This window comes from Nesterenkonia suensis (assembly GCF_054782935.1).
Genome location: NZ_BAAGRN010000001.1, coordinates 438,434 through 452,902 on the forward strand (window position 1 = coordinate 438,434; position 14,469 = coordinate 452,902).

Annotated in this window: 14 protein-coding genes and 1 riboswitch; all 14 genes read left to right on the forward strand. The window is 70.2% G+C overall.

Annotation, left to right across the window (positions count from 1 at the left end; translation table 11 throughout):
• Positions 1-4: 4 nt before the first annotated feature.
• The 14 genes from ACYVKI_RS01905 to cobA all read left to right on the forward strand — a co-directional run bounded on the left by ACYVKI_RS01905 (position 5) and on the right by cobA (position 14,452).
• Complete coding sequence (locus tag ACYVKI_RS01905; protein ID WP_460688651.1) at positions 5-1,609, forward strand: DEAD/DEAH box helicase; 1,605 nt, start codon at positions 5-7, stop codon at positions 1,607-1,609.
• A 29-nt stretch (positions 1,610-1,638) separates the two neighbouring features.
• Positions 1,639-2,559, forward strand: a complete 921-nt coding sequence (locus ACYVKI_RS01910) for a DNA-methyltransferase (RefSeq protein ID WP_460688652.1) — start codon at positions 1,639-1,641, stop codon at positions 2,557-2,559.
• The gene (locus ACYVKI_RS01915; protein WP_460688653.1) at positions 2,556-3,413 is read left to right on the forward strand and encodes an ABC transporter ATP-binding protein; all 858 of its coding nucleotides are present in this window, start codon (positions 2,556-2,558) and stop codon (positions 3,411-3,413) included. Before ACYVKI_RS01910 ends, ACYVKI_RS01915 begins: the two co-directional genes overlap by 4 nt.
• Entirely contained in the window at positions 3,413-4,063 is a 651-nt protein-coding gene (locus ACYVKI_RS01920) for an ABC transporter permease (RefSeq protein ID WP_460688654.1), read from the forward strand. The genes ACYVKI_RS01915 and ACYVKI_RS01920 overlap by 1 nt, the downstream gene beginning before the upstream one ends.
• Entirely contained in the window at positions 4,060-4,722 is a 663-nt protein-coding gene (locus ACYVKI_RS01925) for an ABC transporter permease (RefSeq protein WP_460688655.1), read from the forward strand. The genes ACYVKI_RS01920 and ACYVKI_RS01925 overlap by 4 nt, the downstream gene beginning before the upstream one ends.
• A 24-nt stretch (positions 4,723-4,746) precedes the next feature.
• Positions 4,747-5,703, forward strand: a complete 957-nt coding sequence (locus ACYVKI_RS01930) for an ABC transporter substrate-binding protein (RefSeq protein ID WP_460688656.1) — start codon at positions 4,747-4,749, stop codon at positions 5,701-5,703.
• Between the two features lie 114 nt (positions 5,704-5,817).
• Positions 5,818-5,904, forward strand: a riboswitch (SAM riboswitch).
• Positions 5,905-5,907: 3 nt separating this feature from the next.
• Entirely contained in the window at positions 5,908-7,632 is a 1,725-nt protein-coding gene (locus ACYVKI_RS01935) for a nitrite/sulfite reductase (RefSeq protein ID WP_460688657.1), read from the forward strand.
• Entirely contained in the window at positions 7,629-8,363 is a 735-nt protein-coding gene (locus ACYVKI_RS01940; protein ID WP_460688658.1) for a phosphoadenylyl-sulfate reductase, read from the forward strand. Before ACYVKI_RS01935 ends, ACYVKI_RS01940 begins: the two co-directional genes overlap by 4 nt.
• A 1-nt stretch (position 8,364) precedes the next feature.
• Entirely contained in the window at positions 8,365-9,321 is a 957-nt protein-coding gene (cysD, locus tag ACYVKI_RS01945; protein WP_460688659.1) for a sulfate adenylyltransferase subunit CysD, read from the forward strand.
• Positions 9,321-10,715 (forward strand): sulfate adenylyltransferase subunit 1, encoded by a 1,395-nt coding sequence (locus ACYVKI_RS01950; RefSeq protein ID WP_460688660.1) that lies wholly within the window; start codon positions 9,321-9,323, stop codon positions 10,713-10,715. Before cysD ends, ACYVKI_RS01950 begins: the two co-directional genes overlap by 1 nt.
• A gap of 3 nt (positions 10,716-10,718) precedes the next feature.
• Complete coding sequence (locus ACYVKI_RS01955) at positions 10,719-11,924, forward strand: ABC transporter substrate-binding protein (RefSeq protein ID WP_460688661.1); 1,206 nt, start codon at positions 10,719-10,721, stop codon at positions 11,922-11,924.
• Entirely contained in the window at positions 11,924-12,676 is a 753-nt protein-coding gene (locus ACYVKI_RS01960) for an ABC transporter ATP-binding protein (protein ID WP_460688662.1), read from the forward strand. The genes ACYVKI_RS01955 and ACYVKI_RS01960 overlap by 1 nt, the downstream gene beginning before the upstream one ends.
• Positions 12,657-13,631, forward strand: coding sequence for an ABC transporter permease (locus ACYVKI_RS01965; protein ID WP_460688663.1), 975 nt, complete (start codon positions 12,657-12,659; stop codon positions 13,629-13,631). The genes ACYVKI_RS01960 and ACYVKI_RS01965 overlap by 20 nt, the downstream gene beginning before the upstream one ends.
• On the forward strand, positions 13,628-14,452 hold the full coding sequence (gene cobA / locus ACYVKI_RS01970) for a uroporphyrinogen-III C-methyltransferase (RefSeq protein ID WP_460688664.1): 825 nt from the start codon (positions 13,628-13,630) through the stop codon (positions 14,450-14,452). The genes ACYVKI_RS01965 and cobA overlap by 4 nt, the downstream gene beginning before the upstream one ends.
• Positions 14,453-14,469: the final 17 nt, after the last annotated feature.

Below are 14,469 nucleotides of genomic sequence, written 5' to 3' on the forward strand. Positions count from 1 at the left end.
ACCTATGACTGAACAGACTGCTGAATCGGCCGAGGGTCACGAGCAGGGCACCGGCGGCGAGTCCGCCGAGCCCACGGTGACCTTCGCCGACTTCGACGTCCGCCCGGAGATCGTCGAGGCGCTGGCCCAGAAGGGGATCATCACACCGTTCCCCATCCAGGCCGAGACTCTGCCGATCGCCCTCGGCGGCTACGACATCATCGGGCAGGCCAAGACCGGAACGGGCAAGACCCTCGGCTTCGGCATCCCGGCCCTGCAGCGGGTGACCGTGCCGCAGGATCCCGGGTTCGACGAGCTGCCCGCCCCGGGTGCGCCGCAGGCGCTGATCGTCGCCCCCACCCGCGAGCTGGCCGTGCAGGTCGCCTCTGACATCACGGTCGCCGGTGCCCGACGTGGCGCCCGGGTGGCCACCATCTACGGCGGTCGGGCCTACGAGCCGCAGATCGAGGAGCTCGAGCGGGGCGTCGAGATCGTCGTCGGCACGCCGGGCCGGCTCATCGACCTCCACCGCCAGCGGCACCTGAAGCTGAAGAACGTCAGGATCGTGGTGCTCGACGAGGCCGATGAGATGCTGGACCTGGGCTTCCTGCCTGACGTCGAGACGATCCTCGGTGCTCTGCCCGAGGTGCGTCAGACCATGCTCTTCTCGGCCACGATGCCGGGGCCGGTCGTCAGCATGGCCCGCCGTTACATGACCAAGCCGACGCACATCAGTGCCGCCGACCCCACGGACGAAGGCGTCACCAAGAAGGACATCCGGCAGGTCGTCTACCGCGCCCACCATCTGGACAAGGACGAGGTCGTCGCGCGCATCCTGCAGGCCGAGGGCCGGGGACGGACCATCATCTTCACCCGGACCAAGCGGCAGGCCGACAAGCTCTCCACGGAGATGATCTCCCGCGGATTCGCCGCCGGCGCCATCCACGGCGACCTCGGCCAGGGGGCCCGTGAGCAGGCGCTGCGGGCGTTCCGCAACGAGAAGATCGACGTGCTGGTCGCCACTGACGTCGCCGCCCGCGGCATCGACGTCACCGACGTCACCCATGTCATCAACCTCAACGCTCCCGATGACGAGAAGACCTACCTGCACCGAATCGGCCGCACCGGCCGTGCCGGGCAGAAGGGCACCGCGGTGACCTTCGTGGACTGGGAGGACGTCCCGCGCTGGAAGCTGATCAACCGCGCGCTGGACCTCGGGATCGATGAGCCGGTGGAGACGTACTCCTCCTCGCCGCATCTGTTCACCGACCTGGACATTCCCAAGGGCACCAAGGGGCGGCTGCCGCGGCACAAGCGCTCCAAGACGAATCTGGACGACGAGACGCTCGAGGACCTCGGCGGCACGTCGTCGGGCACGGGCCGTGGAGGTTCTCGGGAGGCAGGGTCCCGCGAGGGTCGAGGCTCCCGCGACAGCGGGTCCCGAGGCGGTTCTCGCGGGGGACGCGGCCGCACCCGTCGGTCGTCCTCCGACGGGGAGCGCCAGCAGTCCGGGGAGAAGCAGAGCGGCTCGTCCTCCTCGGCCCAGGGTGAGGGCGGATCCGGCGGTCAGCGTAAGCGTCGGCGCCGTCGGCGCACCGGCTCCGGCTCAAACTCGTCCTCCGGCGACTGAGCCTCACCCGGACCCGCGAGGACCCGAGGATGACCGTCTTCGACGTGGAGGGGCCGTCGCTGGTGCTTCAGGGGGAGAACCTCGAGCACCTGCGGCGGTTCCCCGACGGGGCCTTCGCGATGATCTACCTGGACCCGCCGTTCAACACCGGCCGGGCCCAGCAGTCGGTCCGCACCACCACCGTCCGTCGGCAGGACGGCGCCGGCGGGCGGGTCGGCTTCGCCGGACGCAGCTATGACACCTTCCGGGAGCTGCTCGCCCAGTATGACGACTCCTTCCCGGACTATTGGGAGTTCCTCGAGCCACGCCTCCTCGAGGCCTGGCGGCTCCTGGACGAGACCGGCACCCTCTACCTGCACCTGGACTATCGCGAGGTCCACTACGCGAAGGTCATGTGCGATGCGATCTTCGGACGGGACTGCTTCCTCAACGAGATCGTCTGGGCCTATGACTATGGAGCCCGCACGCGGAAGCGCTGGCCGACTAAGCACGAGACGATCCTGGTCTATGTGAAGGACCCCGCGAAGTACCACTTCGACTCTGCCGAGGTCGACCGGGAACCCTACATGGCCCCTGGGCTCGTGACCCCGGAGAAGGCCGCCCGGGGCAAGCTGCCCACCGACGTCTGGTGGCACACCATCGTCTCACCCACCGGCCGGGAGAAGACCGGCTACCCCACCCAGAAGCCGGTCGGGCTCGTCCGTCGCATGGTGCAGGCGTCCTCCCGCCCCGGGGACTGGGTGCTGGACTTCTTCGCCGGCTCCGGCACCCTGGGGGCCGCCGCCGTGGAGACCGGCCGCAGGTTCGTCTGCATCGACTCCTCGGCCGGGGCCGTGGACGTGATGACCGCTCGGCTCGGTGAACACGCTCAGGTGCATCGGCCGGGCCCGGAGCCGACAGCCTCCGACTGCGTCCGGGTCCCGGGCGAGCGGACGGGCCACACCGGATGATCGAGTTCGACCAGGTCACCAAGACCTACCCGGACGGCACCACGGCGGTGCGTGACGTCACCCTGACGGTGCCCTCCCGCACCACGTCCGTGCTGCTGGGCTCCTCCGGATGTGGGAAGACGACATTGCTGCGCATGGTCAACCGGATGGTCGAGCCCTCCTCCGGTGCCGTGCGGATCGACGGGGCGGACATCGCCTCGCGTCGGCCGGTGCAGCTGCGTCGCAGCATCGGCTATGTCATGCAGCACTCCGGGCTGATGCCGCACCGTCGGGTGCTCGACAACATCACCACTGTGCCGCGTCTCAACGGTGTCTCCCGGTCTGAGGCGCAGGGCCGGGCGCGGTCCCTCATGGAGATGGTGGATCTCTCGCCGGAGCTGGGGACCCGTTATCCGGCCCAGCTCTCCGGCGGCCAGCAGCAGCGGGTCGGTGTGGCCCGGGCGTTGGCCGACGATCCGAACATCCTGCTCATGGACGAACCTTTCGGAGCCGTGGACCCGCTGGTCCGGCTGGAGCTGCAGGTCCAGCTGAAGAAGCTGCAGGGGGAGCTGCGCAAGACCATCATCTTCGTCACCCACGACATCGAGGAGGCGCTCACCCTGGGGGACCAGATCGTGGTGCTCCGGGCCGGAGGAGAGGTGGCCCAGGCCGGCACGCCCCGCGAGCTGGTCGAGAACCCCGCTGACGACTTCGTCTCACGCTTCCTGGGCCTCCAGGAGGGACGGCGCCGACTGCAGATCTCCCCACGGGTCGGTGGGGGCTGGACCGTCATCGACAGCTCCGGGCGGCCGATCGGACTGATTGAAGGAGCTGCGGGGGCAGAGGGCCGGGAGCGCGGGCCCGGGGACTTCTGATGGAGTGGATCCTGGCGAATCTGCCTCGCATCCTGAGTCTGACGGCAGATCACCTGCTGCTCGGCCTCCCGGCCGTGGCGGCGGCCTTCCTGGTCGCGCTGCCGGTGGGCCGACTCGCTGACCGGCTCGGTCGCCTGCGTGAACCCGTGCTGGGTTCGGTCGGTCTGCTCTATGCGATCCCGTCGCTTCCCCTGTTCATCGTGCTGCCGATCCTGATCGGCACCGGAGTCCGGGACACGCTGAACGTGGTCGTCGCCCTGACCCTCTTCGGCCTGGCGCTGATGGTCCGATCAGCTGCGGACGCCTTCGCCGCCGTCTCGGATGATGTCCGACTGGCCGCCACTGCGGTCGGACATTCCCGGATGGGCGCGTTCCTCACCGTCGAGCTGCCGCTGGCCGGCCCGGCCCTGCTCGCCGGGCTGCGAGTCGTCTCGGTGAGCACGCTGAGCATGGTCAGCGTCTCCGCGGTGCTGGGGGTCACCAGCCTCGGCTCGCTGTTCACCGACGGCTTCCAGCGCGGCATCGTGCCCTCGATCGTGGCGGGCATCGTGATGACGGTGGTGCTCGCCGTCGTGGTGGACCTGCTGCTGGTGGCGCTGGGTCGGCTGGCCATGCCCTGGCAGCACCGGCGGGCCGGGGCGACGGGATGACTCCGCTCGTCGACGCCCTCCAGTGGGTGCTCAGCATAGAGAACTGGGCCGGTCCGGGAGGGCTCGGAGTGCGCATCGCCGAGCACCTCTGGTACACGGTGCTGGCGGTCGGGATTTCGGTGCTGGTGGCCCTGCCGATCGGGCTGATCATCGGGCACACGGGGCGAGGCCGTGCGGTGGCGGTGCTGTCCACCGGTGCCGCTCGGGCGCTGCCCACGCTGGGGCTGATCACCCTGACCGCCTTGGCGGTGGGCATCGGGCTCACCGCGCCGATGATCGCCTTCGTGGTGCTGGCTGTGCCGTCGATCATCGCCGGCGCGTACGCGGGAGTGGAGGCGGTGGACCGCCGGGTGGTGGACGCGGCCCGTGCCCAGGGGCTGAGCCCGTGGCAGGTGCTGACCACAGTGGAGGTGCCGCTGGGACTGCGACTGATCCTCGGCGGCATCCGCCTGGCGACGCTCCAGGTCATCGCCACGGCCACGCTGGCAGCCTATGTGGGTGCCGGGGGACTGGGTCGGCCGCTGTTCCTGGGCCTGCGCAACCATGACTATGCCATGATGCTGGGAGCGTCGTTCATGGTCATCACCGTGGCAGTCCTGGCCGACGCCGTGTTCGTCATCGCCCAGCGGATGCTCAGGAGGATCCCCGGGATCGTCTGAGCCTCAGGAGAGGATGTGAGCCCCGTGCCCCACCCCGTCAAGAGATCCGTCAGCCGTCTCGCCGTGCGCGGGCGCGGGCCTGTCACGCTGCTCGGTCTGGCCGCGCTCGGGCTGACCGCCTGCGGCGCCGAGGATCCGCTGGCCGAGGGCGGGGGTGACGGTGAGGGCGGCGAGGGCGGTGCGATCGTCGTCGGATCCCAGCAGTACTACTCCAACACAATCATCGCCGAGCTCTATGCCCAGCGTCTGGAGGCGGCCGGCCACGAGGTGGACCGGCAGTTCGACATTGGTCAGCGTGAGGTCTACATGCCGGAGCTGGAGTCCGGGGAGATCGACGTCTTTCCGGAGTATGCCGGGAACCTGCTGCAGTATGTGGACCCGGAGTCTGAGGCGTCGGACCTCGAGAGCGTCCTCGCCGGACTGGAGGACAGCCTGCCGGAGGGCATCTCCGCGTTGTCACCGGCTGAGGCCACCGATCAGGACAGCTTCGTGGTCACCGGGGAGTTCGCCCAGGAGCGCGGGCTGAGCAGCGTGGGCGACCTCGCCGACGTCGACGAGGAGCTCAGCATCGCGGCGAACTCCGAGTTCGAGACCCGTCCGTATGGGCCGCAGGGGCTGCAGGAGGTCTACGGGGTGGAGATCACCCTGGTGCCGGTGGAGGACTCCGGCGGGCCGCTGACGGTGCGCGCGCTGCTGGACGGTGACGTGCAGGTCGCCGACATCTACAGCGCCGACCCTGCTATCGAGGCCCATGACCTGGTGAGGTTGGAGGACCCGGAGGAGCTGGTCCTGCCGCAGAACATCGTCCCGCTCGTCTCCGAGTCCGTGGACGCGGAGGCGTCGGCACTGATCGAGGCGGTCACCGCGGAGCTGAGCCAGGAGGAGCTCAATGGGCTCAACGCGGCCAGCGTGGATGACCAGGCTCCTGCTGCGGAGGTCGCCGCCGACTGGCTGAAGGAGAAAGGGCTCGACGACACCTGAGCACCCGCTTGCGAGCACTGCGCATGCGGGGTGAACACATGAACATAGATGACGGCATGTGACGTCGAATCTTCGTCTGTGCGGCGACGTGCAGTAGCGTGGTGCTCACACCACCGACCATCCAGAGCGGCCGAGAGATCTGGCTCCACGACGCCGCAGCAACCCGGGAGAGCCGGGTGCTCACGCCAGAAGCGATGGAGGAGCATGAGCACTGACGTGTCTGCCGCGCCCACCCGACGGCCCGCGAAGCGCCCGAACGGACAGTGGAAGATCGACGGCACCGATCCGCTGAACCACAACGAAGAGTTCAAACAGGCGGACAACGGTCTGAACGTCCGCGAGCGGATCGAGCAGATCTATTCGAAGCAGGGCTTCGACTCCATCGACCCCGATGACCTGCGCGGCCGATTCCGCTGGTGGGGCCTCTACACCCAGCGGCGGCCCGGAGTGCCGGCAGGGGCCCACAACTCCCTGCCGCCCGAGGAGGTCGACGACAAGTACTTCATGCTGCGGGTCCGGATCGACGGCGGGGCCCTCACCACCGAGCAGCTGCGCGTCATCGGCGAGATCTCCCGGGACTTCGCCCGGGACACCGCGGACGTCACCGACCGGCAGAACGTCCAGCTGCACTGGGTGGCCGTGGAGGACGTCCCGGAGATCTGGCGCCGCCTCGAGGCGGTCGGTCTGGGCACCACTGAGGCCTGTGGAGACACCCCCCGCGTGATCCTGGGCTCGCCGGTGGCCGGCATCGCCGCGGACGAGATCATCGACCCCACTCCGGTGATCGCCGAGATCGTCCGGCGCTACATCGGTGACCCGGAGCTGGCGAACCTGCCGCGGAAATACAAGTCCGCGATCACCGGGCATCCCTCTCAGGACGTGGTCCATGAGATCAACGACTTCTCCCTGGTCGGGGTGCTCCACCCGGAGCACGGCCCCGGCTATGACCTGTGGGTCGGCGGAGGGCTCTCCACCAATGCGCGGCTGGCCGAACGGCTGGGGGTCTTCGTCCGCGAGGAGGAGGCCGCTGAGGTCTGGCACGCGGTGACCCAGACGTTCCGTGACTACGGCTTCCGGCGTCTGCGCAACAAGGCCCGGCTGAAGTTCCTGCTGGCCGAATGGGGGCCGTCGAAGTTCCGTCAGATCCTCGAGGACGAGTACCTCGGACGGCGGCTCACCGACGGTCCGCCGCCCGCCGCACCGGACACCCCCGGGGACCATGTGGGCGTCCACCGGCAGAAGGACGGCCGGTACTACATCGGCGTCACCCCCACCGTGGGACGGGTCTCCGGCACGCTGCTCATCGAGCTGGCCGACCTGCTGGAACGTCACGGCTCCCACCGGCTGCGCACCACCCCGCACCAGAAGCTGGTGGTCCTCGACATCGCCGAACAGGAGATCGAGGCCGTCTCCGCCGGTCTGGCGGAGCTGGGGCTGGATCCGCGGCCCAGCGTCTTCCGCCGCTCCACCATCGCCTGCACCGGCATCGAGTTCTGCAAGCTGGCCATCGTGGAGACCAAGACCACGGCGGCACGGACCATCGATGCGCTGGAGGAGCGCCTGGCCGACGTCGCCGATCAGATGCCGGTCCGGCTGAGCCTGCACATCAACGGCTGCCCCAACTCCTGCGCCCGGATCCAGACGGCGGACATCGGACTCAAAGGCCAGCTGCTGCCGGACGGCGACGGCGGCAAGAGCCCCGGCTTCCAGGTCCACCTCGGCGGGGGGCTCACCTTCGTCGACCGTGACGAGGCCGGTCTCGGGCGCACTGTGCGCGGGCTGAAGGTCACTGCTGAGGAGCTCGTCGACTATGTGGAGCTGCTCGTGCGCCGCTACCTGGCCGGACGCCAGTCCGGCGAGACCTTCGCCCAGTGGAGCCACCGCGTCGACGAGTCCGAGCTACAGAAGAAGGAGGTCGAGCCGGCATGACGACCACCACAGACTTCACCACAGCGGACCGGTTGCGGTCCCTGGCGGCCGCCGGGGCCGAGGAGCTCGGCTGGGAGGCCTCCGCCGATCAGGTCATCGGCTGGGTGGCGCGGAACGTGGACACCGCCGACGTCGCGGTGGCCTGCTCCATGGCGGACGCCGTGCTGCCTGCCCTGGTGGCTGAGCAGCTGCCCGGCGTGGACGTGCTGTTCCTGGAGACCGGCTACCACTTCACCGAGACGCTCGCCGCCCGTGACGAGGTCGCCCGCCAGCTGGACGTGACCGTCGTCGACGTCACCCCGAAGCTGACCGTGGCGGAGCAGGACGCCGAGTACGGCAAGGACCTGTTCGGCCGGGACCCCGCCGCCTGCTGCCGGATGCGAAAGATGGAGCCGCTCGCCGAGGCGCTGAGCGGCTACAAGCTCTGGTTCACCGGAGTGCGTCGGGACGAGGCTCCCACGCGGGTGGACACCCCGCTGGTCACCTTCGACGAGCTGCACGGGCTGATCAAGGTCAACCCGGTCGCCTCCTGGAGCTTCGACGACCTCGTCGACTACTCGAACCGCCACGCTCTGCCGGTGAATCTGCTGCTGCAGAACGGCTACCCCTCCATCGGCTGTCGCCCCTGCACCCGCCCCGTCGCCGAGGGCGAGGACCCCCGCGCCGGCCGCTGGTCCGGCAGCGGGAAGGTCGAATGCGGCATCCACACCACCACTGCCACAGGAGCCTGAGATGACCACCGCCACCGCCGCGCCCGCCCCGCGGGCCGCCGACGTCGCCGCCGCCGTGGACCTCGCCGGCCAGTCAGCACTGGCCCGACTGGAGGCCGAGTCCATCCACATCATCCGCGAGGTCGTCGCCGAGTTCGACCGCCCGGCCATGCTGTTCTCCGGAGGCAAGGACTCGGTGGTGATGCTGCACCTGGCCGCGAAGGCCTTCTGGCCGGGGAGGATCCCGTTCCCGGTGGTGCACATCGACACCGGGCACAACTTCGAGGAGGTCATCGACTTCCGGGACCGCACCGTGGAGCGCCTCGGTCTGGAGCTGGTGGTCGGCAGCGTCCAAGAGCTCATCGACTCCGGTGAGCTGACCGAACGTGCCGACGGAACCCGCAATCCGCTGCAGACCGTCCCGCTGCTGCGCACCATTGCGCAGCGCCGCTTCGACGCTGTCTTCGGCGGCGCCCGGCGGGACGAGGACCGGGCCCGCGCCAAGGAGCGGATCCTCTCGTTGCGCGACGAGTTCGGCCAGTGGGACCCGCGCAGCCAGCGCCCCGAGCTGTGGAATCTCTACAACGGGCGTCACCGCCCGGGCCAGCATGTGCGGGCCTTCCCGATCAGCAACTGGACCGAGCTGGACGTGTGGCGCTACATCGCCGCTGAGGACATCGAGCTGCCCCCGCTGTACTACGCCCACGAGCGCGAGGTCTTCCAGCGCGACGGCATGATCCGCGCGGTCGGGCCGCACAGCCGGCCCACCGGTGACGAGCCGACCGAGCAGCTGCGGGTGCGTTACCGGACGGTGGGGGACATGTCCTGCACCGGGGCCGTGCTCTCGGAGGCTGCGGACAACGCTGCGGTGCTGCGCGAGGTCGCCGCCGCCACCATCACCGAGCGCGGGGCGACCCGTGCTGACGACCGGCTCTCCGAAGCTGCCATGGAGGACCGCAAGAAGGACGGATACTTCTGATGACCGCCACATTGTTCCGGCTGGCCACCGCCGGCAGCGTCGACGACGGCAAGTCCACCCTGGTGGGACGCCTCCTCCACGACGCCCAGGCCATCCTCTCCGACCAGCTCGACGCCGTCGTCCGCTCCTCCAAGGACCGTGGTTTCGGCACCGACGGCGCGGAGCTCGACCTCGCCCTGCTCACCGATGGCCTGCGTGCCGAACGCGAGCAGGGGATCACCATCGACGTCGCCTACCGCTACTTCGCCACGGACCGGCGCAGCTTCGTGCTCGCCGACTGCCCCGGGCATGTCCAGTACACCCGCAACACGGTCACCGGCACCTCCACCGCGGATGCGGTGGTGCTGCTGGTCGACGTCCGCCACGGCGTGGTGGAGCAGACCCGCCGCCACCTGGCGGTGGCGCATCTGCTGCGGGTGGAGCATGTCATCATCGCGGTCAACAAGATCGACGCGGTCGACTACCGGGAGGAGCCCTTCCGGCAGGTCGAGGCGGACCTCGCTGCCATCGTCGCCGAACTCGGGTCCGACTCCCACGGGAGCTCCGGAGCGTCCGACCCGATCGTGGTGCCGGTCTCCGCGCTGCGCGGGGACAACGTGGTGGCCCCCTCGGCGAACACCCCCTGGTACGAGGGCGAGGCGCTGCTGCCGATCCTGGAGCAGCTGCCCGACGCCGACCATGCCCGGCGGCGCACGGAGCCGCTGCGCCTGCCGGTGCAGACCGTCATCCGTCCGCACTCGGATTTCCGCGGCTACGCCGGACAGATCGTCTCCGGCGCGTTGGAGGCCGGGGACGAGGTGCTCATCCAGCCCGGTGGCCACCGCACCTCGGTGACCGCCGTGCACCGGACCCAGCTGCAGGCCCGGGCAGCCGCCCAGGAGACCGGCCAGGAGACCGGCCAGCAGACCGGCCAGGAGACCGACGGCGCCGGCCGGGCCGAGGCTCCGGAATCGGTGGTGGTGGAGCTTCAGGGACAGTTCGACGTCGCTCGCGGCCACTTGCTGACCTCCTCGGAGTCACCGGCGACCGAGCTCGACGAGCTGACCCTCTCCCTGGCCTGGCTGGGGGACGGCGCCCTGACCGACGGCGCCCGAGTGCTGGTCAAGCACGGCACCGCGACGGTCAAGGGACTGGTCAGCGAGGTGACCGACCGGCTCGACCTGGCCAGTCTGACCGCCCAGCCCACGGACCAGCTGGTGCTCAACGACATCGGCACCGTCACCCTGCGGCTGGCACGCGCCCTGCCGGTGGACGACTACGCCACCGCCAAGCGCACCGGTGCGGTGCTGCTCATCGACCCGGACAGCGGCGACACGCTGGCCGCCGGCATGGTGCGGCTGCCGGTCCCCGCAGAGGCCGAGGACCAGGACGACGACGCCTGGCTGGCGGAGTGAGCCATGGGCCGGGTCCGCATCACCTCTGAGCAGACCACTGCTCCCGACGGACGGGTCGTCTCCCGTGCCGCCGGGCCGCGGCGGGCGCTCGCCGTCGGCGTCGCGACCGGGACTGCGCTGCTGGTGGGCAGCACGGCGGTGTTGGGTGCGACCTGGCAGGAGGAGCCGCAGCTCGAGGACACCCTCTCCGCTGAGGAACTCTATGCCGGTGACCAGCGGGCAGACTCCGTGCGACTGGGATACTTCCCCAACGTCACCCATGCCCCTGCCCTGGTAGGTCTGCAGGAGGGTCTCTTCACCGAGCACCTGCACGGCACGGCCTTCCAGGCGGAGACCTTCAACGCAGGTCCCGCCGCGGTGGAGGCGCTCACCGCCGGAGCGGTGGACGCCGCGTTCATCGGCCCCACCCCGGCGATCCACTCCTACGCCCAGTCGGAGGGGGAGAGCCTCTACGTGGCCTCCGGGGCCGCATCCGGCGGCGTCCAGCTGGTCGTCCGTGACGGCATCGACAGCCCGCAGGACCTGGTCGGCTCAGACCTGGCCACCCCGCAGCTGGGAGGCACCCAGGACGTCGCCGCCCGGGTGTGGCTGGCTGAGCAGGGGCTGACCGACGACGTCGGGATCACCCCGACGGACAACCCGCAGGTGCTGCGGCTCTTCGAACAGGGACGGATCGACGCCGCCTGGGTCCCTGAGCCCTGGGCCTCCCGACTCGTGGAGGAGGCCGGAGGGCAGGTGCTCGTCGACGAACGGGAGCTCTGGGACGGCGGGGAGTTCCCCACCACGGTGCTGGCGGTGAACCAGGAGTTCGCCCAGGCGCACCCGCAGACCGTCAAGGACCTGGCGACGGCCACTGCCGCCGCGGTGACCTGGCTCCAGGACACTGAGGAGGCAGAGGTGCACCGCACGCTCAACGCACAGCTGGTCGAGGACCTGGGTCTGGAGCTGCCGGCTCCGGTGATGACCCGCTCGCTGGAGCAGCTGAGTTTCACCACCGACCCGCTGCAGGAGGCCTTCCCCCAGCTGGTGGAGGACTCCGAGACCGCCGGCACCGGAGGCCCCGTCGACGTCGGCGGCCTGGTGCTGCCGGCACCGGTGGAGTCCGACGGCACACCGAGCGGCGGATCGAACGGCGCACCGAGCGGGGAACCCCGTGACGCACTCCCTGACGCATCGAGCGGCGCCGCGCGCGCCGAGGAGGAGGACTGATGAACGAGGCCGTGGTCTTCGACGCCGTGGACAAGTCCTTCGCCGAGGGGCCGGAGGTGCTCTCCCAGGTGAGCTTCGACATCGCTGAGGGGGAGTTCGTCTGCCTGCTGGGCGCCTCCGGGTGCGGGAAGTCGACCCTGCTGAGCATGATCGCCCAGCTCGAGCGACCCTCCGGCGGAGCCATCGAAGTCACCGAGGGCGGGGCCGCGTTCATGTTCCAGGACGCCTCCCTGTTCCCCTGGCTGACCGCCGAGCAGAACATCATGCTCGCCCTGCGCCTGGCCGAGGGCCGCTGCCAGATCCGGCAGCGCAAGGTGCGCAGGCAGCGCGCGGCCGAGCTGCTGGACCTCGTCCGGCTCTCCGACCATGCCGGACGGCGCCCCCATGAGCTCTCCGGGGGCATGCGCCAGCGGGTGGCCCTGGCCCGCGCACTCGCGCAGGAGCGGCCGGTGCTGCTGATGGACGAGCCCTTCGGCGCCCTGGACGCCATCACCCGCTCCCTGCTCCACGAGGAGCTGCTGCGCATCTGGCGCGCCACCGGGCGCACCATCGTCTTCGTCACCCACTCGGTGGACGAAGCGGTGCACCTGGGCCAGCGGGTGCTGCTGCTGTCCTCCCGTCCGGGCCGGATCATCGGCGAATGGGAGGTCTCCGAGCAGGATCGTGACGGTGCCCGTCGGGCCGGGCTGGTCGACGAGATCACCGAGCGGCTGAGAAGCGAGGTGGGGCGCCATGGTGGTCACGCGAACTGAGCAGCACGCCCACCACGGCCCCGCACGAGGAGACTCGGAGAGCTCTGCGGTCGACCCGGACGGGACCGGTGCGAGCGATCGGCCGGAGATCCACCAGGGCAGGGGAGGGTCCGACGTCGTCGAGGTGTCCCGTGGCCTGGACGCGCTGGAGACCAGCAGCCCGGCGGCCCGACGGCGGCTGGATCCGCAGTCGGTGCTGCTGCCGGTGGCCGCCCTCGCGGTGGTCATCGTCGCCTGGCAGCTCTACGTGATGACCGGGCATCGCCGCGCCGACCTGGTCCCCGGACCGGTCGACGTCGCCGCCACTGCCTGGGAGCTGTGGCGCAGCGGAGCGTTCTGGGACGCCGTGAGCACCTCACTGGGGCGCGGGCTGACCGGCTTCGTGCTCAGCATCCTCATCGCGACTCCGGTCGGTCTGATCATCGCCCAGGTGCGGCTGCTCCGGCAGGCGTTCGGGCCGCTGATCTCCGGGCTGCAGGTGCTGCCCTCGGTGGCCTGGGTGCCGGCGGCGGTCATCTGGTTCGGCCTCACCGACGCCACCGTGTACTTCGTGATCTTCATGGGGGCCATCCCCTCGGTGGTCAACGGCCTCATCGCCGGTGTCCGGCAGGTTCCCCCGCAGCACCACCGGGTGGGACGGGTGCTGGGGGCGAACCGCTGGCAGATGACGACCCGCATCCTGCTGCCCGCCATCCTGCCCTCCTACGTGGGCGGACTGCGGCAAGGCTGGGCCTTCTCCTGGCGGTCTCTGATGGCCGCCGAGATCATCGCCACCGGAGGCTCCATGGGCTTCGGGCTGGGCACGCTGCTGGACCAGGGACGAGCGCTCGCCGACATGTCGGTGGTGCTGACCGCGGTGCTGATCATCCTGCTGGTCGGGGTGGTCGTGGAGCTGCTGGTCTTCGCCCCGATCGAACGCCGTCTGCTGACGACGAGAGGACTGCTGGAACGATGAACCACACCACGCACACCCCTGACGGGGCGTCTCGGGCCCCGGCTCTCGCCTGGACCGGGCACGTCGCCCTGATCGGCGGCGGCCCGGCCCAGGCGGACCTGATCACCCAGCGCGGCCATGAGCTGCTGCTCGCCGCCGACGTCGTGATCGCCGACCGGCTCGGCCCCCGGGCGCTGCTTCACCAGCTGGCCGAGGGCGTCGAGGTCATCGACGTCGGCAAGGCTCCGGGCTGCCACACCGCCACCCAGGACGAGATCAACGACCTGCTGGTGGACCGGGCGAGCCGCGGACTGCGGGTGGCCCGGCTCAAGGGTGGCGACCCCTATGTGCTGGGCCGCGGCTCCGAGGAGCGCGAGCACTGCCGACGCTACGGGATCGAGGTGGAGGTGGTCCCGGGGATCACCTCGGCGGTCGGAGTCCCGGCGGAGGCCGGCATCCCGCTGACCCACCGCGGACTCTCCCGCGGCTTCACCGTGATCACCGGTCATGACGACCTCGACGTGGTCCCGCGTTCCGCGCAGCACACCCTGGTGATCCTCATGGGGGTCTCCACTCTGCGGCGCACCGCCACGCATCTGATGGTCAACGGCCATGACGCTTCCACTCCGGTGGCGATCATCGAGTCCGGCGGCACCGACGAGCAGCGGGTGACGCTGTCCCGGCTGCACGCGGTGGCCGACGTCGCCGCCCGCCGGCAGGTGGCCAATCCGGCGGTGATCGTCGTCGGCGCAGTGGTGACCCTGGCCGACGACTGGCCGCGCGAGCTCGACACCGGCACTCCGCTGACGGCCCGCACAGCGGCCGCAGTGACCTCATCCTGACGACCGAAGGACAGACA

Excerpts from the sequence above, each read along its gene's own strand:
- ACYVKI_RS01960 (WP_460688662.1), top strand. The coding sequence starts at position 11,924 with ATGAACGAGGCCGTGGTCTTCGACGCCGTGGACAAGTCCTTCGCCGAG.
- ACYVKI_RS01935 (WP_460688657.1), top strand. The coding sequence starts at position 5,908 with ATGAGCACTGACGTGTCTGCCGCGCCCACCCGACGGCCCGCGAAGCGC.
- ACYVKI_RS01955 (WP_460688661.1), top strand. The coding sequence starts at position 10,719 with ATGGGCCGGGTCCGCATCACCTCTGAGCAGACCACTGCTCCCGACGGA.
- ACYVKI_RS01920 (WP_460688654.1), top strand. The coding sequence starts at position 3,413 with ATGGAGTGGATCCTGGCGAATCTGCCTCGCATCCTGAGTCTGACGGCA.
- cobA (WP_460688664.1), top strand. The coding sequence starts at position 13,628 with ATGAACCACACCACGCACACCCCTGACGGGGCGTCTCGGGCCCCGGCT.
- cysD (WP_460688659.1), top strand. The coding sequence starts at position 8,365 with ATGACCACCGCCACCGCCGCGCCCGCCCCGCGGGCCGCCGACGTCGCC.
- ACYVKI_RS01905 (WP_460688651.1), top strand. The coding sequence starts at position 5 with ATGACTGAACAGACTGCTGAATCGGCCGAGGGTCACGAGCAGGGCACC.
- ACYVKI_RS01925 (WP_460688655.1), top strand. The coding sequence starts at position 4,060 with ATGACTCCGCTCGTCGACGCCCTCCAGTGGGTGCTCAGCATAGAGAAC.
- ACYVKI_RS01950 (WP_460688660.1), top strand. The coding sequence starts at position 9,321 with ATGACCGCCACATTGTTCCGGCTGGCCACCGCCGGCAGCGTCGACGAC.
- ACYVKI_RS01940 (WP_460688658.1), top strand. The coding sequence starts at position 7,629 with ATGACGACCACCACAGACTTCACCACAGCGGACCGGTTGCGGTCCCTG.
- ACYVKI_RS01915 (WP_460688653.1), top strand. The coding sequence starts at position 2,556 with ATGATCGAGTTCGACCAGGTCACCAAGACCTACCCGGACGGCACCACG.
- ACYVKI_RS01910 (WP_460688652.1), top strand. The coding sequence starts at position 1,639 with ATGACCGTCTTCGACGTGGAGGGGCCGTCGCTGGTGCTTCAGGGGGAG.
- ACYVKI_RS01965 (WP_460688663.1), top strand. The coding sequence starts at position 12,657 with ATGGTGGTCACGCGAACTGAGCAGCACGCCCACCACGGCCCCGCACGA.